The 24166-nt window shown below is 56.5% G+C and carries 26 protein-coding genes; 15 read left to right on the top strand and 11 right to left on the bottom strand.

Translation table 11 applies throughout. The features are described 5' to 3' along the window. The first annotated feature begins 36 nt into the window (after positions 1-36). Positions 37-1518, top strand: coding sequence for a D-alanyl-D-alanine carboxypeptidase/D-alanyl-D-alanine endopeptidase (gene dacB, locus AC2FLE_RS08030; protein WP_496696336.1), 1482 nt, complete (start codon positions 37-39; stop codon positions 1516-1518). Positions 1519-1520: 2 nt separating this feature from the next. Here dacB and AC2FLE_RS08025 read toward each other — a convergent pair whose 3' ends face one another. Both AC2FLE_RS08025 and AC2FLE_RS08020 read right to left on the bottom strand, forming a co-directional pair. Beyond that, positions 1521-1943, bottom strand: coding sequence for a tellurite resistance TerB family protein (locus AC2FLE_RS08025; protein WP_142635642.1), 423 nt, complete (start codon positions 1941-1943; stop codon positions 1521-1523). Between the two features lie 81 nt (positions 1944-2024). After that, positions 2025-2483, bottom strand: coding sequence for an Lrp/AsnC family transcriptional regulator (locus AC2FLE_RS08020; protein ID WP_142635958.1), 459 nt, complete (start codon positions 2481-2483; stop codon positions 2025-2027). 115 nt (positions 2484-2598) lie between these two features. Between AC2FLE_RS08020 and AC2FLE_RS08015 the strand changes: the two genes are divergently transcribed. From AC2FLE_RS08015 to AC2FLE_RS07995, 5 genes are all read left to right on the top strand, one after another. Further along, positions 2599-3399 carry a phenylalanine 4-monooxygenase gene (locus tag AC2FLE_RS08015; RefSeq protein WP_496696334.1) on the top strand — a complete coding sequence of 267 codons (801 nt, stop codon included), beginning with the start codon at positions 2599-2601 and terminating at the stop codon, positions 3397-3399. Between the two features lie 7 nt (positions 3400-3406). After that, complete coding sequence (locus tag AC2FLE_RS08010; protein WP_496696332.1) at positions 3407-3760, top strand: 4a-hydroxytetrahydrobiopterin dehydratase; 354 nt, start codon at positions 3407-3409, stop codon at positions 3758-3760. A gap of 122 nt (positions 3761-3882) precedes the next feature. Continuing rightward, positions 3883-5457, top strand: a complete 1575-nt coding sequence (locus AC2FLE_RS08005) for a lysine--tRNA ligase (RefSeq protein ID WP_496696331.1) — start codon at positions 3883-3885, stop codon at positions 5455-5457. Between the two features lie 48 nt (positions 5458-5505). Continuing rightward, positions 5506-5907 carry a DUF4864 domain-containing protein gene (locus AC2FLE_RS08000; RefSeq protein ID WP_496696329.1) on the top strand — a complete coding sequence of 134 codons (402 nt, stop codon included), beginning with the start codon at positions 5506-5508 and terminating at the stop codon, positions 5905-5907. A gap of 138 nt (positions 5908-6045) precedes the next feature. Then, positions 6046-8334: a glycosyl hydrolase family 28-related protein gene (locus AC2FLE_RS07995; protein WP_496696327.1), complete on the top strand. Its 2289-nt coding sequence runs from the start codon at positions 6046-6048 to the stop codon at positions 8332-8334. Between the two features lie 43 nt (positions 8335-8377). Here the strand turns inward: AC2FLE_RS07995 and AC2FLE_RS07990 are convergent, their stop codons facing one another. Next, complete coding sequence (locus AC2FLE_RS07990; RefSeq protein ID WP_496696325.1) at positions 8378-9040, bottom strand: hypothetical protein; 663 nt, start codon at positions 9038-9040, stop codon at positions 8378-8380. A 143-nt stretch (positions 9041-9183) separates the two neighbouring features. Between AC2FLE_RS07990 and AC2FLE_RS07985 the strand changes: the two genes are divergently transcribed. From AC2FLE_RS07985 to AC2FLE_RS07970, 4 genes are all read left to right on the top strand, one after another. Beyond that, positions 9184-9504, top strand: a complete 321-nt coding sequence (locus AC2FLE_RS07985) for an antibiotic biosynthesis monooxygenase family protein (protein WP_496696323.1) — start codon at positions 9184-9186, stop codon at positions 9502-9504. Positions 9505-9575: 71 nt separating this feature from the next. Further along, entirely contained in the window at positions 9576-9983 is a 408-nt protein-coding gene (locus AC2FLE_RS07980) for a universal stress protein (protein ID WP_142635656.1), read from the top strand. A 158-nt stretch (positions 9984-10141) separates the two neighbouring features. Further along, positions 10142-10543 carry an excalibur calcium-binding domain-containing protein gene (locus AC2FLE_RS07975; RefSeq protein ID WP_496696321.1) on the top strand — a complete coding sequence of 134 codons (402 nt, stop codon included), beginning with the start codon at positions 10142-10144 and terminating at the stop codon, positions 10541-10543. 38 nt (positions 10544-10581) lie between these two features. Beyond that, positions 10582-10935: an MmcQ/YjbR family DNA-binding protein gene (locus AC2FLE_RS07970; protein WP_142635658.1), complete on the top strand. Its 354-nt coding sequence runs from the start codon at positions 10582-10584 to the stop codon at positions 10933-10935. A 43-nt stretch (positions 10936-10978) separates the two neighbouring features. Here the strand turns inward: AC2FLE_RS07970 and AC2FLE_RS07965 are convergent, their stop codons facing one another. Then, positions 10979-11203 (bottom strand): hexameric tyrosine-coordinated heme protein, encoded by a 225-nt coding sequence (locus AC2FLE_RS07965; protein WP_142635660.1) that lies wholly within the window; start codon positions 11201-11203, stop codon positions 10979-10981. A gap of 110 nt (positions 11204-11313) precedes the next feature. On the opposite strand from AC2FLE_RS07965, the gene AC2FLE_RS07960 reads away from it, so the two are divergent. Next, complete coding sequence (locus AC2FLE_RS07960) at positions 11314-11760, top strand: MarR family winged helix-turn-helix transcriptional regulator (RefSeq protein WP_496696318.1); 447 nt, start codon at positions 11314-11316, stop codon at positions 11758-11760. Between the two features lie 274 nt (positions 11761-12034). Continuing rightward, positions 12035-12325: an antibiotic biosynthesis monooxygenase family protein gene (locus AC2FLE_RS07955; protein WP_496696316.1), complete on the top strand. Its 291-nt coding sequence runs from the start codon at positions 12035-12037 to the stop codon at positions 12323-12325. A gap of 132 nt (positions 12326-12457) precedes the next feature. Here the strand turns inward: AC2FLE_RS07955 and AC2FLE_RS07950 are convergent, their stop codons facing one another. The 3 genes from AC2FLE_RS07950 to AC2FLE_RS07940 all read right to left on the bottom strand — a co-directional run bounded on the left by AC2FLE_RS07950 (position 12458) and on the right by AC2FLE_RS07940 (position 16172). Beyond that, positions 12458-12811, bottom strand: coding sequence for a DUF6280 family protein (locus tag AC2FLE_RS07950; protein ID WP_496696588.1), 354 nt, complete (start codon positions 12809-12811; stop codon positions 12458-12460). Positions 12812-13421: 610 nt separating this feature from the next. Continuing rightward, positions 13422-15611 carry an excinuclease ABC subunit UvrB gene (gene uvrB / locus AC2FLE_RS07945; protein ID WP_496696314.1) on the bottom strand — a complete coding sequence of 730 codons (2190 nt, stop codon included), beginning with the start codon at positions 15609-15611 and terminating at the stop codon, positions 13422-13424. A gap of 87 nt (positions 15612-15698) precedes the next feature. After that, the gene (locus AC2FLE_RS07940; RefSeq protein WP_496696312.1) at positions 15699-16172 is read right to left on the bottom strand and encodes an SRPBCC family protein; all 474 of its coding nucleotides are present in this window, start codon (positions 16170-16172) and stop codon (positions 15699-15701) included. Positions 16173-16349: 177 nt separating this feature from the next. Between AC2FLE_RS07940 and AC2FLE_RS07935 the strand changes: the two genes are divergently transcribed. Both AC2FLE_RS07935 and AC2FLE_RS07930 read left to right on the top strand, forming a co-directional pair. Next, positions 16350-16661, top strand: coding sequence for an ETC complex I subunit (locus AC2FLE_RS07935; protein WP_142635668.1), 312 nt, complete (start codon positions 16350-16352; stop codon positions 16659-16661). Continuing rightward, a complete protein-coding gene (locus AC2FLE_RS07930) occupies positions 16662-17138 on the top strand; it encodes a GNAT family N-acetyltransferase (RefSeq protein ID WP_496696310.1) in 477 nt (158 codons plus the stop codon). An 8-nt stretch (positions 17139-17146) separates the two neighbouring features. Here the strand turns inward: AC2FLE_RS07930 and AC2FLE_RS07925 are convergent, their stop codons facing one another. Next, the gene (locus AC2FLE_RS07925) at positions 17147-18016 is read right to left on the bottom strand and encodes a LysR family transcriptional regulator (protein WP_496696308.1); all 870 of its coding nucleotides are present in this window, start codon (positions 18014-18016) and stop codon (positions 17147-17149) included. Between the two features lie 103 nt (positions 18017-18119). On the opposite strand from AC2FLE_RS07925, the gene glyA reads away from it, so the two are divergent. Next, entirely contained in the window at positions 18120-19427 is a 1308-nt protein-coding gene (gene glyA / locus AC2FLE_RS07920) for a serine hydroxymethyltransferase (protein WP_496696306.1), read from the top strand. Positions 19428-19528: 101 nt separating this feature from the next. Here glyA and hutU read toward each other — a convergent pair whose 3' ends face one another. From hutU to hutI, 3 genes are all read right to left on the bottom strand, one after another. Next, positions 19529-21202, bottom strand: coding sequence for a urocanate hydratase (gene hutU, locus AC2FLE_RS07915; RefSeq protein WP_496696304.1), 1674 nt, complete (start codon positions 21200-21202; stop codon positions 19529-19531). A 105-nt stretch (positions 21203-21307) separates the two neighbouring features. Next, positions 21308-22843: a histidine ammonia-lyase gene (gene hutH, locus AC2FLE_RS07910; protein ID WP_496696303.1), complete on the bottom strand. Its 1536-nt coding sequence runs from the start codon at positions 22841-22843 to the stop codon at positions 21308-21310. Then, complete coding sequence (gene hutI / locus AC2FLE_RS07905) at positions 22840-24048, bottom strand: imidazolonepropionase (protein ID WP_281972488.1); 1209 nt, start codon at positions 24046-24048, stop codon at positions 22840-22842. Before hutI ends, hutH begins: the two co-directional genes overlap by 4 nt. Between the last annotated feature and the right edge of the window lie 118 nt (positions 24049-24166).

Genomic DNA, 24166 nt, shown 5'->3' with positions numbered 1-24166 from the left:
TTGTTTGCCTGTGATCTCTGAGATTTTAATTGACCCATGATTGATCGTTATTCGCGACGAGGATTTATTGCTGGTCTGGGCACGGCCCTGATGCCTGTAGCCGTTATGGCTGAGGCACCGCTGACGTCATTGAGGCCTCAGATTCGTGATGAGCCGATCGTAGGTGTTGTGCGCTTGGTCGAAGCCGCGAACCTGCGCGGCGAAGTCGCCTTTGCTGTAGCCGACGCTGATACAGGCACGGTGCTTGAAACCTATGGTGGCGACCGGGGTTTGCCACCGGCAAGTGTTGGCAAGGCCCTGACCGCGCTTTACGCGCTGAATGTGTTAGGTGCTGACTACAGGTTCGAAACTGCGTTGGTCGCTGAGGGGCCCATAGAAAACGGCATTTTGAACGGCGATCTTGTTCTTGTTGGCGGTGGTGATCCTTTGCTGGATACGGATGCGCTGGCCACGATGGCGGCAAACTTGCGCGAGGCCGGAATCACCGAGGTCCGCGGCGCCTTCAAGGTTTACGATGGCGCGTTGCCTTACGTGTTCAGCATTGATCCGGGGCAGCCAGATCATTTGGGGTACAGCCCTGCGATCAGCGGCATTTCTCTGAATTTCAATCGCGTGCATTTCGAGTGGAAAAAGCAGGGCGCCAGCTATGACGTGACCATGGATGCCCGAAGCACGCGCTATACGCCTGCAGTGGAAGTGGCGTCGATGAAGGTCGAGGGCCGCAATCTGCCGATCTATACCTACGAAGCCAGCGCCCGTCAGGACCGGTGGACTGTTGCCAAAGGCGCGTTGGGTAGCGATGGGGCGCGGTGGCTGCCTGTCCGCAAGCCCGCGCTTTATGCAGGTGACGTTTTCAGAACATTGGCCCGATCCAACGGAATTGTGCTGGGGCGGACGCAGGTCACGCGGCAGATGCCGAATGGAACCCCTTTGGTCATTCATCAAAGCGACCCGCTCGAGAGCATATTGCAGGGCATGCTGAAATACTCGACCAATCTCACTGCCGAGATGGTAGGGCTCGCTGCCTCGAGGGCGCGCGGTACGCGACCGCAGACTTTGGCGGAGTCAGCTGCCGAGATGAACAGATGGGCCACAGAGACCTATGGTGTGACCGGGGTTGCGATGGTCGATCATTCAGGGCTTGGGGGCGATTCACGCGTAGCGCCCGAGGATTTGGTGGTCGCGCTGCTGGCGGCGCAGAAAGCCGGAGACCTCCGGCCTTTGCTGAAGAAATTTACCCTTGCCGACAGTCAGGGGCGGCCGGTCAAGGATCATCCGATCAGAGTGAATGCGAAAACCGGAACCCTGAACTTTGTCTCGGGCCTGGGCGGGTTCATAACCTCACCGGATGGGGCAGAGCTGGCCTTTGCGATATTCACGGCCGACATAGAGCATCGCGCAACGATCCCCCGAGCGTATCGTGAACGGCCCGAAGGCGGGCGGAGCTGGAATAACAGGTCGCGCAAATTGCAGCGCGCACTGATCGAAAGGTGGGGGAAGCTGGGCGGCAGCAGCTGACGTCAGGTCGTGTGCCGTGCCCGCGCGCCGCGCTCGATGGCAGCGGCATGCAAACGGTCGATGTCCAACTCGTAACGGATTTCCTCGAGCAGCCGCAATTCGGATTCTGCCAGCGTACCATCTGCAGCCGCAACATCACATGCAAGCGCATAGGAGGTTTCGTTCAGGCGTTCGGGCAGGTTGTCGCGGATCAGTCCAAACAGGGCATCCAGACCATCTTCTTGTTCAAACAGATCGAAGACGATCTGGGAAACGCGATACATCCGGTCGATGTCATATTCTGCAAAGACAGGCAGCATGTTGACCGCGCCCTCGATTTTGACCAGCTCGGCGGTGCGGATGGTCTCATCTGATGCAGAGATCGCAACCATAATCGCCACGAGGCAATCTTGAGGAGACATCGGGTGTGGCACTTGGTTGGTCATAGGGGTGTCCTGATTGAACTGTTCTGATCCCGCACGATAGGTGGGGCAGGGAATAGGTTCAACGGATTTTGGAGCGATAGATCAAAGAATGGGCAAAGGGCCACGTGTTTTCGTCTGCCGCAGTACAAAATTGCTGCGAGTGTCGCGGACTAACCCCGATTTCAACAGCCTTTGCATGATGAACGCCTCAAGATCTTCGGGTGTTTTCGAATAGACTTTCAGAATGAAGTCATGATCCCCGGTGATTGAGGCGCACTCGACAATCTGAGCCTCGGTCTCAACCAGCCGCAAAAACGAAGTGATGCTGTCTTCCTGATGATCGCGCAGCGCAACATGAACATAGGCTATTGCGTTCAGGCCAACGGATTTGGCGGGCACACGAGCGGTATAGCCTGCCACAACCCCGGCAGCTTCGAGATCGCGAACCCGCCGCCAACATTGCGAGGCAGACAGGCCGGTACGATCCGCGAGCTCTTGCATAGACAGGCGGCCATCGGTCTGAAGCTCTTGCAGGATGGCGATATCCGCGTTTTGAAGCATTTGCGTCATATCTTTTGAGTTTGTGAAATGTATCGTTCATATTGTATGATCCTGAAAAACATTCAAATGAAATTTTTCACGATGTCTGGCTATGCTCTTTTCAGGAGGAGCTTCCATGCCAATGTCGACAAAATACGTCGCCAAGGTGGCCAATGCCAATGGTCACATCACATATACCGACGAAGAGGATGCTGTCTGGGCTGATCTTTATGCCGCTCAGCAAGAGAACGTACAGCGCTATATGGCGCGTGATTATCTTGCGGGGCTGGACCGGCTGGAGCTTCCGAAAACCCGTGTTCCATCATGCGCTGATATTTCTGAGAGGCTTCTGGATATGACAGGCTGGAAAGTGCAGCCTGTACCCGCGCTGATCGGGTTCAAGACTTTCTTTGGCATGTTGGCCGACCGGGTTTTCCCGGCGGCCTCGTTCATCCGGTCTCGCGAGGATTTCGATTACATCGAAGAGCCTGACATCTTTCATGAGATTTTCGGCCATACCCCACTGCTGAGCGATACGCGATTTGCCGCCTTCAGCCACGCTATCGGATTGGCGGGGGTGCAGGCCGGTGAAAAAGACTATGCCTGGCTGATCCGGCTGTATTGGTTCTCGATCGAATTTGGCCTGCGGCGTCAGGATGGGGTGATCAAGGCGCTGGGATCGGGGCTTGCCTCATCCCCGACCGAACTTGTCTACGCGGTGGAAAGCGAAATACCCGACCGCGATCCCTTTGACGTTCTGACGATCCTGCGCACGCCCTACCGGATTGATATGCACCAGATGGGCTATTTCGTGCTGGAGGATCCCGAAGAGCTGTTTGCCGCTGCCGATCGGGATTTGCTTGCGGATGTGCGCCGGGCGCAGTCACTCGGCCTGTTGCCGAATAAGTTCCCGGAAAAGGCAACAGCAGCGGAGTAAGCTGAAAATGACCCAACTTGATCAAACCTGCACCCTCTCGGACCGGACCTGCGTCCCCTGTTCCGGAGGCATCTCGGCAATGGCCCGTGATGTGGCAACCTCGCATCTGGCTCAGTTGACCCCGGACTGGTCGCTGGATGCGGAGGCAAAAACACTCAGCCGTCATTTCAAACTCAAAGGTTTTGCCAAGGCAGCCTATCTGGCAAACCTTTGCGCCTGGCTTGCCGATCAGCAAGGGCATCATCCCGACATCAGATTTGGATGGGGATATGTGGATGTTCAACTGACGACCCACGAAATTGACGGCCTTAGTGAGAATGATTTCATCTGGGCGGCCAAGTTGGATCAGTTAGTCGTCTGAGGCCAGTTTCCAGACAGGAAAAACGGCTTGCTTTATTGACTCATGCTGCACCGGCACAATAGGAGGGGTCGGTCGGCGGCAAACGAAAGCCGACGCTGTTTTCCCGATGGAGCTTAAAGAAAATGTCTGAACTGCGTGAAACCGCGATGTCGTCCAAGGCCTGGCCTTTTGAAGAGGCGCGCCGGTTGCTCAAACGCTATCAGAAAGGGGCTCCGGACAAGGGGTATGTGTTGTTCGAGACGGGCTATGGCCCGTCCGGCTTGCCGCATATCGGGACATTTGGCGAGGTGGCGCGGACCACCATGGTCAAGCGTGCGTTTGAGGCGCTGTCGGATATTCCGACCAAGCTGATCTGTTTCTCGGACGATTTGGACGGTATGCGCAAAGTGCCCGGCAACGTGCCGAATCCCGAAGCGCTTGAAGAGCATTTGCAGCGTCCTCTGACTTCGGTCCCTGATCCGTTCGGCGAATACCCAAGCTTTGGCGAATACAACAACGCAATGTTGCGCAGATTCCTCGACACTTTTGGGTTCGAGTATGATTTCTATTCGGCGCGCGACTTTTATCGCTCGGGTCAGTTTGACGAGATTCTGAAGCGGGCGGTCGACAACTATGATGCCGTAATGGCCATCATGTTGAAAAGCCTGCGAGAAGAGCGGCAGCAGACCTATTCGATCTTCCTGCCGATCCACCCCGAAACAGGTCGGGTTCTGTACGTGCCGATGAAAAAGGTCTGCGCCGAGACCTATACCGTCACCTTTGATGACGACGACGGCAAGGAATGGACGCTGCCGGTCACGGGGGGCAACGTAAAGCTGCAGTGGAAGCCGGATTTCGGTGCGCGCTGGGCCGCGCTGGGCGTCGATTTTGAAATGTACGGCAAGGAACATGCCACCAACGAAAAGATCTATGACGCGATCTGCCGGGCGTTGGGTGGCCGTGCGCCAGAGCATTTCAGCTATGAGCTGTTTTTGGATGAGAACGGTCAGAAGATTTCGAAATCTTCGGGCAATGGCGTCTCGATCGACGAATGGCTGACCTATGCACCGACTGAGAGTCTTGCGTATTTTATGTATCAAAAGCCCAAGACCGCCAAGCGCATGCATTTTGATGTGATCCCCAAGGCCTATGATGAATATCATCAGCAACTGCGGGCCTATCCGGGGCAAGAGTTGAAGGCGCAGTTGAACAATCCGGTGTGGCATATCCACGGCGGGGACGTTCCTGCATCGACCCTGATGGTGCCGTTTGCGATGCTGTTGAATCTGGCGTCGGTTTCGGGGGCCGAAGACAAAGACGCGCTTTGGGGCTTCATCCGCCGCTATGCGCCCGAGGCTACGGCAGAGACGCATCCTGATCTGGATCAGGCGGCGGGTTTCGCCGTTCGTTACTTCAACGATTTCGTCAAGCCGACCCGCCAGCACCGGGCGCCGACGGATCAAGAGCGCGAAGCGCTGGAGGCGTTGAAAGCAGAGCTGGCGGCATATGACGGACCGATTGAGGATGAGGCGCTGCAATCGGTGGTCTACTCTGTCGGACGCGAGCGGTTTGACCCTATGCGGGGCTGGTTCACCGCGCTCTACGAGGTGTTGTTGGGCGCATCCCAGGGGCCGCGATTTGGCGGGTTCATCGCGCTTTATGGCGTGCCGGAAACCATTGCGCTGATCGACAAGGCGCTGGCCGGAGAGCTGGTCTGATTTGACCTGATCGCGCGTGGGGCTATCCTTCGATCAGGAGGTGGCCCCATGCGTCGTTTATTGCTTGCTGTATCTTTGAGTGCCGGACTGGCATCCGGAGCCTTTGCCCAAAACGCCGAGATCGAGGCGAATATCGCGGGGCAGATACAGGCGTTCAAGGCGGATGATTTCGCAACCGCCTTTACTTTTGCCAGCCCCACTATCCAGCGCCTTTTCGGAACGCCTGAGAATTTCGGGGTGATGGTCCGGCGTGGCTATCCGATGGTCTGGCGGCCTGCGGACGTGCGGTTTCTGGAACTTCGCGAAATTTCAGGGGCGTTGTGGCAGAAGGTGATGATCACGGATGGCGACGGGCAGGTTCACATTCTGGACTACGAGATGATCCCTCAGGGACAGGGCTGGAAAATCAACGGCGTGCAGCTTTTGGGAAATTCGGATCCGGCGGCGTAGCGCAACACCACCGTCACGGTGATATGAGCGGCGGTTAATTCCTTTTCGATACTCAGGCTTTTGCGTTCGGGGCCGACCCCGAACACTGGGTTTATGCGCGTGGTGATTGGCCGCTGCGCGAATGGGAAAGGGATTTCTATGAACAAGGCAATCACCGACGGCATCGTGTTCATGCCGCCTGCTTTCGCAAACGGTCTGAACGTATGGTCAAGTGGTGACGGAACACCGGGTTCGCCAACCTATCATGGATCGGGGAATGGTGTATTTGTTCCGGCGGACGCGGATTTTGGCGGATGTCTGGAAATTCTGAAGGTGAACGCAACACAACAGCTGCGCTATATGGGTCAGACACCGCTGCTGCCCGAGTGCTACTTACAGGTCAAAGCCCGGATAAAAGCGATTAGCGGCCCCTTGCCCGAGGTTCGTATCGCCGCTTGGGCGGGTGGGGCAGGCGATGTTCAGGTGACGGGCGTGGTCGAGCAAGGCCCGGCAACACAGCTGTCTGGCTATGGCACAGTGCACGAAATCACAGCCATTGTGGGCGCGGGGCAACGGACGGGCGTGGATATGCCTTGGGGGGTTTCCGCCCTGTACGGGCATTTCGGGCTGGATATTGAAGGCACTAACGGCGCTGTGGTCCGGATCGACGATATCGAGATAACGGATGTCACCAATGTGTTCCTGCGCGACATGATCTCTCTGGTCGATATCCGTGATTTCGGAGCGGTCGGTGATGGTGTAGCGGATGACACAGCAGCATTTGTCGCCGCTGATCAGGCGGCGAATGGACGACGTGTCTTTGTCTCGGATGGCACCTACCTGTTGACGGAAAACACGACGATCTCGTCTGAGGTGGAATTTGAGGGCATGGTCACAATGCCCGATGACAAGATGCTCTTGCTGACGAAGAACTTTAACCTGCCGGCCTATATCACGGCCTTCGGCGCCGAGGACCTGGCATTCAAAAAGGCCTTTCAGGCTTTGCTGAACAACTCGGATCATGAATCGCTGGATCTGGGCGGGCGCAAGATTTCGGTGAGTGAGCCGATTGACATGGCAGCGGCGGTTCCGAACAAACAAACAGGGTTTTCGACACGGCGGATCATCCGCAATGGCCAGTTCGATGTTCAAAGCAGTTCGGCCTGGGACACCGAGACATTCACATCTCTGGCAACCTACAGCCCGTCGGACCCAACGCGTTTGACCAATGTTGCGAATGTGGCCAACATTCCTGTCGGCGCGCTGGTGCAGGGCAGCGGCGTTGGCCGCGAGATCTATGTCCGGTCCAAGGATGAGGGGGCGGGAGAGATCACTTTGAACGCCCCGATCTATAACGCATCCGGGACGCAAACGTTCACCTTTTTGTCTTTCAAATATCTGCTCGATTTCAGTGGTTTCAGCACGTTGCGCAAGTTCGGAATGGAAGAGATCGAGTTTCAATGCAATGGCCGCTGTAGCGCTATCCGCCTTGCGCCGTCAGGCAGCACATTTGCCATAACGAACTGTTTTATCAGCCGACCTTTGGATCGCGGTATCACCTCGATCGGTACAGGGTGTCAGGGCATGTTGGTCGATAATTGTCAGTTTCTGTCTTCTGAAGAGTCCTTTGACGTCTCGGATCGCAAGTCGATTGCGTTGAACTCAACGGCCAATGACATCAAGTTGCGCCACAATCGCGCGGTTCGTTTCCTGCATTTTGCGGTGCTGGCAGGGACCAACAACATGGTTCTGGGCAACCATTTTTTCCAGGGGGACAGCATCGCTCAGGGGGTGCGCTCGGCCGGATTGGTCATGATCGGAACTTACAACAGCTCGACCATCGCCGAGAACTATGTCGATAACTGTTTTGTCGAATGGACAAATGAGCGGGATTCAGACCCTGTTTACACCGCTGGCTTCTCGTTCAGCGCCATGAGCATTACCGACAATATCTTCTACTCGAACGAGGTCGCGCCCTGGTTCAGCAGCATTGTCATTCGTCCCTATGGCGCCGGGCATTTCCTGAACGGCGTTGTCGTGACGGGGAACAAATTCCGATCCATCAACGGTGGGATCGACCGGGCCGAACGCGTGGACACGACATTCGCTGATCTGAACAACACAGCCCATTTGAACGTGACGTTTGAAAACAATACGTTCCATGGTGTGACTGCTAAAACCGCAAATCCACTGAGGGTACGGCACGCACAGAACACCGCCGCAACGGCGTGGACGGTGTCTTCTGAGGATCGGTTGCCTTTTGGTGGCAAGGCGCGCAGTTGTGACTCGGTTACCGTTCTGGGACCTTTGAAGACAGCGCTTGGGTCAACCAAATATTCGCACCCCTATGTCCTGCTGGAGCACGGGGCGGATGGATCTGATATCCAGTTACGCTGGCCTGAGGGCCTGAAGGGCGAGGTTTCAGCAATCCTGAGGATGGAGCGTTGACGGTGCGGGCGTCTGCCTGAATTAATGTAGGAACGGATTGGACTTAGAATTCGTTCCACAAAGCCAGTCTGATGCCCGTGTTTTTGCGGGCATCATTTCTTTCCACCCCCAGAACCCAGGTAGTAGAACTGTCTTTGGTTCGGATCATGACCGAGGGGCGTGCCTTCCAATATATCGAGTGCCCAGATCTGTAGGCCGTTTCGATTTGGATAAGGGGATTGATCAACCTGTCCGATGAAAGCCCTGTTGTCAGGTCGAGCTTTCGATAGATGTCATCATGTGTTCGGTTTTCGATGGCGGCATCAATCGCGATCCAACCACTTCCCAAAGCGCTCTGGAATCCTTTGCCGTAAGACAGCGTCACTTTGTACTGTGCCCAGGCCCGTTCTTGTTTGTGATATGCACCGGCACCAAATTCAGCAGCGAACCGACCCCATTGGCCCAAATCCGCTACTGGGACACGGGCAAAGATGAGTGCATGGCCATAGAGGTCTTGGTTTTGCTCGAAATCAAAGCCGACCGTCAGGTTCTGGCTGTATCCCCATTCCGCATAGAGAGAGGTTTTATAGTCGTGCCCATCCTCAGGGAGCCGAAAAGCTGTCAGTGAGGCGGCTGTGAATGCTGCATCCTTTTCTCGCAGCCATGCACCTGACCAGGCAGGAGAGGCCATCAGCAACAGGTGCAATATCAGGGCAAAGCGATACATGCTTGCAGCTTCCGTCAGCATGGTTAACGGAGTGTTAGTGTTTTGTTCATTTTTGAACTGAAAAGAGCGCACCAAGGCCAAAATGAAACACAAGACCTTTCAGAATCCTGTGTTAGGTTTGAGACAGACAAGGGAGTTTCAAGATGCCAAAGATTTCCAAAAACGCTACTGTGCAGACCGTAATCACGACATTTGAAATGACGCCTGGCACCTGCCAGGATCTGCTTGAGGCGTTGACGGATGCCTATGCCAGCTTCATCTCAAAGCAACCTGGATTTGTTGCAGCGGGATTGCACGTGAATGACGCCCAGACCCGGATTGCCAATTATTCGCAATGGGAGCGTCGCGAGGATTTTCTGGCCATGTTGCGTACGACAGAAATGCGCGATAGAAACCGTAAAATCAACGAGTTGTGCAAGAGTTTTGAGCCCGTGATGTACGATGTTGCGGAAACCTTCAGCTGATCCTGACCTGGATCAAGGTCACGCGCCTGATAATAGACCAGTATGCTTGAGCAACCAAGGAGGCGCGTGCCATGTATCACAATATTCTTGTTCCAATTTCATTCGACGACGCGCGTGATATGCCGTCCGCATTGAAACTGGCGCAACTGTTGGCAGCACCCGAGTCGCAGGTCACGTTGCTGCACGTGGTCGAACATATACCGGCCTATGCCAGCGCTTATATGCCGGTCGGATATCTGGAAGATGCGCGCAAGGCCGTTCAGGCCGAGTTGGATGCGCTGGCGGAAAATATTTCGGGCGCCCGCGGAGTCGTTGTCGAGGGGCATTCCGGTCGGACGATCCTTGACTGGGCCGACGTGAATAAGCCGGATCTGATCATCATCGCGTCTCATCGACCAGGTATGCAGGATTTGCTTTTGGGCTCCACCGCTACCCATGTTGTCCGCCACGCTGCATGCTCAGTGCACGTGGTGCGTTAGGTCTCTGCCAGATCACAAGCGAGCAGCCAAGAAATTGGTCGGTCTGTCTTGTTTGCTTGGCCCAGGTTCGTAGAGCGTCCTGCATCGTGACAGAGTTTCACAGATATGTTTGTCCCTTAGGTATCGGCATCCCACGGATACTGGTGTATTGATCGGGAATGCAGCCAGAAAAGACCACTCCCAAGGCGCTGTTCACGGATCCGAAATCGGCCAAACGTGTTCAACGCGCCGAAGCTCTGCGCCGGCGCGCATTGTCACCGGTGCGGATTCTGCTGATGGTCCTCATGTTGCCGCTGACGACAGGCATCATTGCCCTGAGCGTCTGGTTGCGCACTTCAGAATTCGAGCGTGATGAGGCGGTTTTACATCTTGTTGCCCTTGCCGGATGTGGTGCTGCGCTCTCGGTTCTTCCTGGTCCGTTTCTGGAGGGCGAGCCGGGCTATCACCTGCAAAACGATCCCGATCAGGATGGTGTGGCCTGTGGAGTGATTGCCCCGAATGCAGAACAAAGCGATGCCCCTCAAAAACGCGTTGGCAATGCCAAATTCGTGAGGCCCTGACAGGTGGGTAAGGACTTCGGAACAAAGAGGCAAAGCCGATGACGAGAGCAGAGTTCAATAGTTTCTGCGCGGGCCTGAAGGCCAGCTCTCATGTGGTTCAATGGGGCAATGCAGACGTGTGGAAAGTGGGGGGCAAGGTGTTTGCGATCTGCGGCTGGAACGACGGTCAAGACGCCTTCACCTTCAAAGCCACTGAACTGGCCTTTGAGGTGTTGAGCGACGAACCCGGAATTCGCCCTGCGCCATATCTGGCCTCGCGCGGGATGAAATGGCTGCAGGTCTATGAGGACCGCGGGATGAGCGACACGTCGCTGCGCGAGCATATCGTGACGTCCTATGATCTGGTCGTGGCCAAGCTGACCAAGAAGATGCGGGCGGAACTGGGCGTATAGGAATAGGTCATCCCATCCGCCACCCAGCCCATTTCACCTTTACTCACTTGCGCCAATAGTTGTTCGCTGCCGCCACGGTCTGGTAATTTGTCGCCACGACATGCGACACCATAGTCAGGCTGTCCGCATCGTTTTCGTAGATCGGCCTCAAGCGCTGACGAATCTCGTCATTGGGCTGCGTCTTCTTAACCGCCATCCGTGATAGTTTGATTGCCAGGTCAAATCCCTCCTCGGGTGTCTCGGTGATGAGCGTTGGTAGCCAGGACATGTGTTGCCTCCTATATCGTGCGCAATAAAATCGAGCACGATATAAACTGCCTTGTGGGCGTGGGTCAATGAATTATATCGTGCACGATATAAGCGAGCGAAGGTGCTGCCGTGACAGATTCTCCGACCCAACCGAAGACCGACGAGATGTTTTGCCATGCGGTCTATACGTCATGGCATGTGATCAACCGCGCTTATAAGAGACACCTCGGCCCGCTAGGGCTGACCTATCCGCAATACATCACCCTGACTCTGCTGTGGCAGAGAGACCGGCGAAATGTCAGTGAGTTGGCCAACGCGTTGTCGATGGAAACCAGCACGCTGACCCCGCTGCTGAAACGACTTGAGGCCGACGGGCTTGTCGACCGAACCCGTAGCAAAGAGGACGAACGCCAGGTTGTTGTTTCTCTGACAGGGGCGGGATCGGCCTTGCGGTCTGTGGCGCATGAGATCACCGCCTGCATGATCGCCGATACCGGGCTGGACGAACCTGACCTAGACCGCCTTTTGAATACGCTGGAGAAGCTGAAAGCCGGCTTGTCACAGGCCGGCAGTTAGCACAGGCCGCAAACACGGTGAACGGCGCTTTGGTAGTTCGGGTTCGGTCTGGCTGCGGCTGTGGAATCACAATATGTGATTCAGATGTCGAGCCTTCCGCGCTGGGCAGCAACTCTGGCGTGTCAGTGGCCCAAATACAGTGAGGCGTATGGTTGAAAATGGCCGCAAATCACGCGTATCAATGTGAGATTTCGGGCTGCCGTGCTAGGTTGCGTGCGGCGGGGTCGTTCCGACCGCGCCACATGGCGATATCGCCGGACGAGGGAGGAAGATCATGTTCGCACGTATTACTCAATTCAAGATGAAGCCCGGCACGCGTGAGGCGGCGACGGCGAAAATGAACGCATTGAAATCAGAAATCATGGGCATGCCCGGCATGCACAGCTTTACCAATGTGATGAACGAGGACGGGTCGGGCTATGTGATCTCGGTTGTTGAAAGCGAGGCGACCTCGAACGCAAACGCACCCAAAGTGGCCGAGCTGTGGGGCCATTTCGCCGAGTTCATGGAAAGCCCGCCGACGCCGGTTGGATACGACGTGGTTGCACATTGGGATAAGGGGTAAGCCACGGGGCGGGATTATCCCGCCCTTTTTTTTGACGCGGTGTAGGATGGGGTTGTACCCCATCATGCGTATAGGTGGCCAACGGAGCGATGGGTTGGAAACCCATCCTACGCTTGCTAATTATTCATACGATCAAGCGCTTTTTTTGAAGCCAAGAACAACAGCTTCTTCTTGTTCTTGTCGTGAAAGTGCAACGCTTGTCCGTATACCTCTACTTACGAATTCCGAAAGTCCTTGGACCACCCGCTCATTTGGATCTATGCCGGCACATGATAGAACTTCTTTTCCGTCCGGTGATCTCGCCCAGTTTGCGATTTGGTCCACACCATCACCGAACTCTTTATCCCGAAGAATAGCATCATCGAGGGCCGCCAAAATTACAGCCGCGAAAAGCTTTCGAGCTCTACTACCCTGCTTGCTATCAACATTGCTATAGCTTGAAGTATCCGAGGGGCGTCGTTCAATTAAAGCTGAACCGGACAACATGGAATGTTCAGATCGCTCGTCGGGTTGTTCTGAGTTTTCAACGGAAGGCTCTTTTTTTTCATGTTGGTGTGTTTCGGAGGCAGTATCTGATGTCAATTGGCTCTGAACATCGCTTGAAGGCTCAGAGTCGTCATCGTTAGGTTCTCTGCCCTCGTTTAGGAACTGTTCGGCCAAACTTTCGAGCTTAGTTAGAGAATTCTCATCTTCGACAATTCGTGAAGCTGAACGGCCCAAGAAAATTCTTAACGCGATTGAAACGCAAAGAAGTACCAGTGAGGCTACTATGACAGCCGTTAGCTTATCCATTTGCCGTTCTCAACAACCCAAGAATACTCCACCCTATGCTACACTGAATAGCGCAATTCACTAAACAAACAAAAAATAACGCCGTATCGGGTGTCTCGCTGACAAAATTGTCTATTAATCCAGCCACAAAAAACGCTATCGCAATGGCGGAAACAAAGTTTGCAGCTAGCTTGCAACGTTCATTGTGAATTATTGCTCTTCTTTCGAGGATTAACTTGAACTGATTTGCTCGGCTTTGAATCGACAATTTCACTTTCCATCAGTTTGAAAACACGGGCACTTTCGTCTAATTTGATCGTTGTTGTCAATTTCTCTTCCGCCGCTTCACATTCCCACCCCGCTGGCCCGGCCTTCCAGCTGTTGACCGTCCGCGCGATTTCACTGCATCTTCCGAAGCTTTCTCGACCGCCCATTGGCGCGCCATAGGGTCGTCGGCGATGGCCAGATCGACCGCTTCCAGACGTTTGATCTCATCCCGAATGTTGGCGGCCTCTTCGAATTCAAGGTTCTCGGCGGCTTTGCGCATCTTGTCGCGCAGACCGTCCAGATGGGCCTCGAGATTGGCGCCATGCATCGGTTTGTCGATGGTGGCGGTGACGCGGTTCATGTCGACGTCGCCCTTGTAGAGGCCAGCCAGAACATCCTCGACGTTCTTTTGTACGGTTGCGGGGGTGATGCCGTGTTCCTCGTTATAGGCGACCTGCTTGGCGCGGCGGCGATCGGTTTCGTTCAGCGCGCGCTCCATGGAACCGGTGATCTTGTCGGCATACATGATCACCCGCCCGTCCGCGTTCCGCGCGGCGCGGCCAATGGTCTGGACCAGTGAGGTTTCGGATCGCAGGAAGCCTTCTTTGTCGGCGTCCAGAATGGCCACCAGCCCGCATTCCGGGATGTCGAGCCCCTCGCGCAGCAGGTTGATGCCGATCAGCACGTCGAAGGCCCCCAACCGCAGGTCACGCAGAATCTCGATGCGTTCCAGCGTGTCGATGTCGGAATGCATATAGCGGACTTTGATGCCCTGTTCGTGCATGTATTCAGTCAGGTCCTCGGCCATGCGTTTGGTCAGAGTGGTGACCAGCGTGCGATAACCGTCGGCGGCGACCTTGCGCACCTCGTCCAGCAGATCGTCGACCTGCATGCCGACAGGGCGGATTTCGACCTCGGGATCCAGCAGGCCGGTGGGGCGGATCACCTGTTCGGTGAAGACGCCGCCGGTCTGTTCGATCTCCCACTTCGCAGGCGTGGCCGAGACGAAGACGGATTGCGGGCGCATGGCGTCCCATTCCTCAAACTTGAGGGGGCGGTTGTCCATGCAGGACGGCAAGCGGAAGCCGTGCTCGGCCAGGGTGAATTTGCGCCGATAGTCGCCCCGGTACATGCCGCCGATCTGCGGTACGCTGACGTGGGATTCATCGGCGAAGACGATGGCGTTATCGGGGATGAATTCGAAAAGGGTCGGGGGCGGCTCGCCCGGTGCGCGGCCTGTCAGATAGCGCGAGTAGTTTTCGATTCCGTTACAGACGCCGGTGGCCTCCAACATCTCCAGATCGAAATTCGTGCGTTGTTCCAGACGTTGCGCTTCCAGCAGTTTGCCCTCTCCGACCAGTTGATCCAGTCGGATGCGGAGTTCCTTCTTGATGCCGATGATCGCCTGGTTCATCGTTGGCTTCGGGGTCACGTAGTGCGAGTTGGCGTAAACCCGCACCTGTTCCATATTCGCGGCGCGTTCACCGGTCAGCGGGTCGAACTCGGTGATGGTTTCCAATTCCTCACCGAAGAACGAGAATTTCCAAGCGCGATCTTCAAGGTGGGCGGGCCAGATTTCCAGGCTGTCACCCCGTACTCGGAACGAGCCCCGTTGGAATGCCTGATCATTTCGGCGGTATTGCTGGGCGACCAGATCGGCCATGATCTGGCGCTGGTTGTATTCACCGCCAACCTTCAGGTCTTGCGTCATCGCCCCATAGGTTTCGACCGAGCCGATACCGTAGATGCACGACACTGAGGCGACGATGATTACGTCATCGCGTTCCAACAGCGCCCGCGTGGCCGAGTGGCGCATCCGGTCGATCTGTTCGTTGATCTGGGATTCTTTCTCGATATAGGTATCCGACCGTGCGACATAAGCCTCGGGCTGGTAATAGTCGTAGTAGGACACGAAATATTCGACCGAGTTTTCCGGGAAGAAGCCTTTGAATTCGCCATAGAGCTGCGCCGCGAGCGTTTTGTTGGGCGCAAGGATAATGGCGGGTCGCTGGGTTTCCTCGATCACTTTGGCCATTGTGAAGGTCTTGCCCGTCCCGGTCGCGCCCAGCAGAACCTGTTCTCTTTCGCCGTCGAAGATGCCGTTGGTCAGTTCCTTGATCGCGGTGGGCTGGTCGCCTGCCGGTGAGAACTCGGTATGCATGACGAATTCTTTACCGCCTTCCAGTTTCAGGCGGGCGCGGACGTCATCAGCGGTCAGCTGGGTCTTGTCGGAATGGGCGTAAGGCATGGGCAGGCTCCGGATCAGGCCCTTACATTTGTTCTTATTTTGTCCATCTGCAAGGCCTGATCTGAAATGGAGCGCATCAATCCGGGATTATGCGGTTTGGCCATTGGGGATTTGGCCAGCACGCGCCTTTTGGGCAAGCGCCTTGAGGTTGCCGTCCAGAACGCCCTTCATCATCATTTTCATCAGCGTTTGCCCCAGCACCCAACCAAATGCACCGTATTTCACGTGGTAATCCATGCTCCAGACCACGCGAGAACCGCCGTTTGTCTGGGGCTCGATGGTGATCGCTGCACTTGCCTCGGTCAGTGGCATGGCGGCCATATCGGAAAGCTGCACGCGATAGCCGCGATTGGTGTCCCACTGCGTGACCTTCTCGACCAGAGAGGTTCCATTCGCAAAATGACAGCGCCGTTTTGATCCAACGCCATTTTCCTGCTCGGTCAAGGCGTCGACAGAGACCACCTGGGGCGCGAATTCGTCGATATGCATGAAGCGGCTGAGAATGGCCCATACGGTTTGCGGGTTGGCATCCATTTTCATGGCTCTTTCAAAGTGAATCATCTTGATATCCTTGTTGTCAGTTGAGGCCTGACCTAACAGTATCTGATGACAGTTTTTGGCATTAGTCTTGAGCCAAGGCGTGAAAACCAAGTTCGCCAGCCGCGACATTTGTTGTCTTGTCCCAGGCTCCGCTCTGACGCATAAACAACCTCAGCCAAGTGAGTACGGAGAGGCGACATGCGCGCACGGATATACCAGCCTTCGCGGAATGCGATGACATCGGGTACCGCCAAGACCCGGCACTGGGTGTTGGAATATGCCCCCGCATCCACGCGCGAGGTTGATCCGTTGATGGGGTGGACGTCTTCCAGTGACACTCAGACCCAGGTGCGTCTGAATTTCGACACCAAGGAAGAGGCGCTGGATTACGCCAAGGACAACGGTATCGACGCACAGGTCAGTGAACCGCATAAACGCAAGCCGAACCTGCGCGCGCGCGGTTATGGCGAGAATTTTGCCACCGATCGGCGCGCACCCTGGACGCACTAAATGATCGACATTCGCGAGACTGACCCAACCTCCGACGCATTGCGCCCGGTGGTCGAGGCGCATTTTGCCCATAGCGAAACCGCCGGGCCAGCCGAGAGCAATCACACGATGGATGCCAGTGCCTTGGCCGGGCCCGGAATGCGGTTCTGGGCTTTGTATGAGGGTAACAAGGTGCTGGGCTGCGGCGCGCTCAAGGCGCTGCCGGATGGGACCGCCGAAGTCAAATCCGTGCATATCCTTGCCGCCGCGCGTGGCCGCGGTCTGGCGCGAGTGATGATGACCCATCTTGCTGATCACGCACGGGTCGAAGGAACCTCGGCGCTGGTTCTTGAGACGGGCGCCGATCATCTGTCCTACTATGACGCCGCGCGCAGGCTGTATGAAGCGCTGGGCTATTCCTATTGCGGCCCGATCTACGGCTATGAGGCCGACCCCAACAGTGCCTTCATGCGATTGGATCTAAAGCCCGCAGAATAGGCCGGTTGTTAGGCACTATCTTCGTTCAGCAATGCCACGACCTGTTGCGTTTCGAGCCTTTGCCGCGTTGCGCCAGGTATCTGGACGAACAGAAAGCAGCCCGTTGGGCAGGTGCATTCGCTTGCAGACTTAAGAGCGCCGCTTGCCAGGGCATCCTCAAGCAAACATAGATGCCCCATCAGGATACCCGCACCTGCCTTCGCTTCCTCCACGGCCAGGCTGTACAGAGAAAACTTCGGCCCGGTCTGCGCATCTTGCAGTTCAATTCCCGTGTTCTGTGACCAGATTGTCCAATCGTCGTTCCAGGTCTGGTCATGCAGAAGGACGGCGTCGCCAAAGTGGTTCATACGTTCAATCAGGCTAGGCGCGCCGACCGGAGAGATGAGATCGGGGCAAATGCAAATCTGCTCGGGCTCAGCATTGGGTTCGCCAATGAATATGGCCAGATCGAACAATTCCCGATCAAGACTGGGTGGATTTTCCATCGCGGTCACCGAAAAATTGATATGCGGAAACTGCGCCCTGACCCGGCTTAGCCGTTTCGGCAGCCAAAGCTGCGCAACAGATGGCAAGGCGGCGATATGAAAATCGGCGTTGGGTTTGAGGTTGCGGAGGGCACGCGTCGCCTCGGCCAACCCGTCGAAGGCCGCAGAGAATTCAGCCACCAGCGAAGCCCCGGCCTTGGTCAGTTCCACCCCCTGCGCGTTGCGCCGAAACAACGCGGTACCTGCCCAGCCCTCCAGTGTCTTGATGTGCTGCGAAATCGCTCCGGGCGTGACGCTCAATTCCTCAGCGGCGGCGACAAAGCTGACATGACGTGCGGCAGCTTCAAAGGCGCGCATTGCATTCAGCGGGGGCCCTTTCGGGCGTTTGGGCATGACACTCATTTCAAGCCTTAGTTTTTCTACGCCAAGAAATAGCAAATCTGCTTTGCGCTGTCACGGAATGGCTGCCACCATGCTGCAAAACGGAGGACGTCCAATGACGCTTGCACAACGAGATTGGGTGCCGAGCACCAGTGAAACCCTGATTCAGGACATAGCGGCCACGACGGCGTCCGCAACGTCTGCCGATCTGCTGGCCCGTATCGAGCAGCTGGCCGAGCAGAACCGAGTGATCCATGAGGAAGAGTGCTTTAACCTCAACCCTGCGACCAATGTGATGAACCCGAAAGCCGAAGCGCTATTATCCTCTGGCATCGGGTCGCGCCCCTCTTTGGGGTATCCCGGCGACAAATACGAAATGGGACTGGAAGCGATCGAGGAAATCGAAGTGATCGCGGCCCAGCTTTGCGCGGATGTGTTCGATGCCAAATTCGCCGAGGTTCGTGTGCCTTCTGGTGCGATTGCCAACCTCTATGGCTTTATGGCCACCTGCAAACCGGGCGACACAATCATTGCGCCGCCCGCATCCCTAGGCGGGCATGTGACGCATCATGTCGATGGCTGCGCCGGCTTATACGGCTTGCGCACCATAGAGGCCCCGTTGAATGCCGATGGCTATACCGTTGATCTGGACCAACTGCGGGCGCTGGCACGGGCCGAGCGGCCCAAGTTGATTACGATTGGTGGCAGCCTGAACCTGTTCGAGCATCCCGTGTCCGAAGTGCGGTCCATCGCCGATGAGGTCGGGGCCAAGGTCATGTTCGATGCGGCCCATCAATGCGGCATTATTGCCGGGCGCGCCTGGTCCAACCCGCTGGCCGAGGGCGCGCATTTCATGACGATGAGCACCTATAAAAGCCTTGGTGGCCCTGCAGGTGGGCTGATCGTTTCGAATAATGCAGAAATCGCCAAAACGCTGGACGCTATCGCCTTTCCCGGCATGACGGCCAATTTTGATGCGGCGAAAACTGCCGCGCTTGCGGTCACGATGCTGGACTGGAAAGACTTTGGCGCGGCCTATGCGAAAGAGATGATCGCCATGGCGCAGGCATTGGCTGCGGCTTTGGATGCACAAAATGTGCCTGTGTTCGCTGGGGCCGAGGGCTTTACCAACTCTCACCAGTTCGCTGTGCTGGCCGAGCCATTCGGGGGCGGGCAAGCGGCCTCAAAAACCTTACGCCAAGCTGGGTTCCTTGCCTGCGGCATCGGTCTGCCCGTGGCGGCGGTTGAGGGTGATATGAACGGTCTGCGGATTGGCACGCCCGAGCTTGTCCGTTGGGGGATGACCGCAGGCGATTCGGATCGTCTGGCGGGGTTGATCAAACAAGGTCTGCAAGGCGCGCCGATTGCCTCCGAGGTTTCAGCCTGGAGACGCGCGTTCAATACGCTGTGCTTTGTCCATTAGATCACCGTTTCCAAAAGCAACCGGTGCGCACGGTGTTTGGTGATCGTTCAATCCCGGCCTTCACAAATGAATGGCCGGGATCTGTTCCGCTTGATCCAAACTTAGTTTCCCAGAATTCCAGGCAGGCGCAGCCCGTGTTCACGGGCGCAATCCTTGGCCAGGTCATAACCAGCATCGGCGTGACGCCACACGCCCGAGGCAGGGTCGTTCCACAAAACGCGCTCCAGGCGTTTGGCAGCATCATCGGTGCCGTCGGCGCAGATCACCACACCCGCATGCTGGGAAAAGCCCATGCCAACGCCGCCGCCATGGTGCAGAGATACCCAAGTCGCTCCCGAGGCGGTGTTGACCAGTGCATTTAGCAGAGGCCAGTCCGAGACCGCGTCAGACCCGTCCTTCATCGCTTCGGTCTCGCGATTGGGCGAGGCGACTGAACCGGAATCCAGATGGTCACGACCAATGACCACCGGCGCGCTTAGCTCGCCCGTTCTGACCATCTCGTTAAACGCCAGACCCAGGCGATGTCGGTCACCCAGACCAACCCAGCAAATACGCGCAGGAAGGCCTTGGAATGCGATCCGTTCGCGCGCCATATCCAGCCAGTTGTGCAGATGCGTGTTATCGGGCAGCAGTTCCTTGACCTTTTGATCGGTCTTGTAGATGTCCTCGGGGTCCCCCGACAAGGCCGCCCAGCGGAACGGGCCAATGCCACGGCAGAATAGCGGACGGATATAGGCAGGCACAAAGCCCGGGAAGGCGAAGGCGTCTTCCAGACCTTCCTCAAGCGCCATTTGCCGGATGTTGTTGCCGTAATCGACGGTTGGAACACCATCATTGTGAAAGGCAACCATCGCCGCGACCTGCACCTTCATCGAGACGCGGGCTGCCTTTTCCACTTCCTTCGGAGCGGTTTCAGCCTTGGATCGCCACTCGGCTACGGTCCAACCTTGAGGCAGGTACCCATTGATCGGGTCATGCGCGCTGGTCTGATCGGTGACGATGTCGGGCTTGACGCCGCGCTTGTGGATCTCGGGGAAGATATCGGCGGCATTGCCGATCAGCGCCACGGATTTGGCTTCGCCCGCTTTGGTCCAACGCTCGATCATATCCAGCGCCTCGTCCAGGCTGTGGGTTTTCTCGTCGACATAGCGCGTGCGCAGTCGGAAATCGGCGGATTTCTCGTCGCACTCCACGGCCAGACAGCAGGCACCCGCCATCACAGCAGCCAGTGGCTGAGCACCGCCCATACCACCCAGACCCCCGGTCAGGATCCAACGGCCTTTCAGACTGCCACCATAGTGCTGGCGTCCTGCTTCCATGAAGGTCTCATAGGTGCCTTGGACGATGCCCTGCGACCCGATGTAAATCCAGGAACCCGCAGTCATCTGGCCATACATCGCCAGACCTTTCTTATCCAACTCGTTGAAGTGATCCCAATTCGCCCAATGCGGCACCAGGTTCGAGTTGGCAATCAGCACGCGCGGTGCGTCCTTGTGGGTTTTGACGATGGCGACGGGCTTTCCCGACTGCACGACCAGGGTTTCGTCCGCTTCAAGATCTTTCAGGCTGTCGACGATCAGGTCGAAATCCTTCCAGGTTCGCGCGGCCCGGCCTATGCCGCCATATACTACCAGCTCGTGCGGGTTTTCTGCCACGTCGGGATGCAGGTTGTTCATCAGCATCCGCAGTGGTGCTTCGGTCAGCCAGCTTTTGGCATTCAGTTCGGTCCCGGTTGGCGGATAGATGTCCCGGCTGTTCTTACGAGGATCGCTCATCGGTCATTCCCTTCAGATTGGATAGAGCCCGACAGGGCAAGGGCATTGAAGTTTTCAATCATGTGTCTCGGCTGCGGTCGCGCGCCATCATGGCAAAGACCGCCATCAGTTAAGGCCCGGCAAAGAGGCGTTCAGCGCGTTCAGCAACGCGCCCGACGCGACCAATTCCTTTGCCGCTTTCAGATCGGGCGCCATATAGCGATCCTCTTGCAGGCTCGAAACATCCTCGCGCAGCCGTGCGATGGCCTGTTGCAGCAACGGGCTCGTCTGGAGGGGGGCGCGGAATTCGATGCCACGCGCGGCGCAGAGCAGCTCGACCCCAAGGATGTGGTTGAGATTTTCGACCATGCGGGCCAGCCGCCGCGCACCATGTGCTGCCATCGAGACGTGATCTTCCTGATTGGCGGAGGTGGGTGTTGAATCGGTGACACAAGGGTTGGCCAGATGCTTGTTCTCGCTCATCAAAGCGGCTGTCGTCACTTCGGCAATCATCAGGCCGGAATTCAATCCGGGTTCAGGTGTCAGGAAGGGCGGAAGATCGAAGCTGAGCGTTGGATCGACCATCAGAGCAATACGCCGTTGACTGATCGCGCCAATCTCGGACAATGCCAGCGCAATCATGTCAGCAGCGAACCCAACGGGTTCCGCGTGAAAATTACCACCGGACACGATCATATCCGCTTCGGTCAGCACAAGTGGATTGTCTGTTGCAGCATTCGCTTCGATCAAAAGGGTTTGTGCGGCTTGTCGCAGGACATCCATCGCCGCACCAGTCACCTGCGGCTGACAGCGGATGCAATAGGGATCCTGAACACGTGTATCATCATCCCGGTGGCTTTCTCGAATTTCGGATTGCGCCAGTATCTCACGCATCGAACCTGCCGCTTCGATCTGGCCACGATGTCCTCGCAGTGCATGGATTTCGGGCTGCAGCGGAGCCGTTGAACCCATGATGGCATCGGTGGACATGGCCGAGATGACCAGCGCATTGCGTACAGCACGCCAGACTTCGAACAGACCGGCAAGCGCATAGGCCGTTGAAAACTGTGTGCCATTGATAAAGGCCAAACCTTCCTTGGGACCAAGCTCGATCGGGGACAGGCCAGCCTTTGCAAGCGCCTCGGCACCCGGAAGAATTTCGCCTTTATATTCCGCCTCTCCCTCACCGATCACTACTGCGGTCATATGTGAAAGAGGTGCCAGATCGCCTGACGCGCCAACCGATCCTTGATTTGGAACAACAGGGGTGACGCCTTTTTCCAGCATGTCTTGCATAAGCTCGATCAGTTGCCAGCGGACGCCAGATGCGCCACGGCCAAAACTCAATAGCTTAAGAGACATCATAAGCCGAACCATCCGGCGGGGCATCGCGTTTCCTACGCCGCAGCAATGGCTGAGGATCAGGTTTCGCTGCAAAGTGGCGGTGTCTTCAGATTTGATCTTGAGACTGGCCAATTTGCCAAAACCCGTGTTGACGCCATAAACCGGTACATCACCCGCAGCGGCGATAGCGATCCGTTTTGCGGCCGCCTCGACCGCAGGACGACACGTCGGATCAAGTATGACCGAGGCTTCATCCCAATAGATGGTTTCAAGCTGAGGCAGAGTAGCCTGCCCGGGCGCCAGAGTGAGAGTTGTCACGCTTGACCTCCAAAGATGCGTTTGTGAAGCGGGTTGAACCCGATACGATAAGAAAGCTCGGCCGGACGGCCCACATTCCAGACCGCCAGATCGGCCCGCTGACCCGCTGCGATCATACCGCGATCACTCAAACCAAGGGCACGCGCTGCGTTACAGGTTACGCCCGCAAGTGTTTCCTCTGGCGTCATACGGAACAGGGTGCAGCCCATATTCATGGTCAGAAGAAGAGATGTCAGGGGGGATGATCCCGGATTGCAATCGGTTGCCAGTGCCATTGGGACATCGTGTTTGCGCAGCAGCTCAATCGGAGGCTGACGCGTTTCACGCAGAGTATAGAACGCACCGGGCAGGATTACGCCCGCTGTTCCCGCCTGGGCCATGGTGATCACGCCGTCTTCGTCAAGATACTCGATATGATCCGCAGACAATGCGCCATAGGAGGCGGCAAGCTGTGCCCCGCCCAGATTAGAAAGCTGCTCGGCATGCAGTTTAACCGGAAGGCCAAGGGCAGCGGCGGCGTCAAAGACACGGGCGATCTGTTTGGGCTGAAAGGCGATCCCTTCGCAGAATCCGTCAACCGCATCGACCAGCCCTTCTACATGGGCGGCCCGCAAGGTCGGAATGACGACCTCGTCGATATAGGCGTCATCGCGCCCCTTGTACTCTGGCGGAGTCGCGTGGGCGCCCAGATATGTGGTTTGAACAGAAACCGGGCGACGTTTTCCAATTTCGCGCGCGGCGCGCAGCATGTTCAGCTCTGTCTGTTGTTCTAGCCCATAGCCGGACTTGATTTCGATAGTGGTCATGCCCTCTTGGATCATCGCGTCGACGCGGGGCAATGCACTTTCTATCAGCTCTTCCAGGCTGGCGGCCCGTGTCGCTTGAACGGTTGCGTTAATACCGCCTCCGGCGCGCGCAACCTGCTCATAGCTTGCACCATTCAGGCGCATTTCAAACTCTTGGGCGCGGTCGCCGCCAAATACAACATGGGTGTGGCAGTCGATCAAACCGGGCGTCACAAGGCGTCCGTTCAGATCCTCGGCCTCAAGCTCGGTATATTCATCGGGCAGATCGCGTCTGGGTCCGACCCATTCGATAAACTCACCTGATATTACGATGATGCCATCCTCGATTAGCCCATAAGGGCCCTGCTGGCTGGCTTGTGTTGCAATTTTTGCGCCACGAAGGGTTGTTTTACCAGTCATGAGAATCTGATCCCAAGTTGCAATGCTTCTGAAATAGGTATACTGATTACTGCATAATGTGTACACAAAATAATGAAAGGCATCGCGCCGAAGCCGCCTTCTTGGAGTCAAATTAGGT

Source organism: Ruegeria sp. CDSA077, from assembly GCF_059612265.1.
Note: the sequence above shows the minus strand (reverse complement) of the source record. Positions and strands in the feature narration are given on the sequence as shown.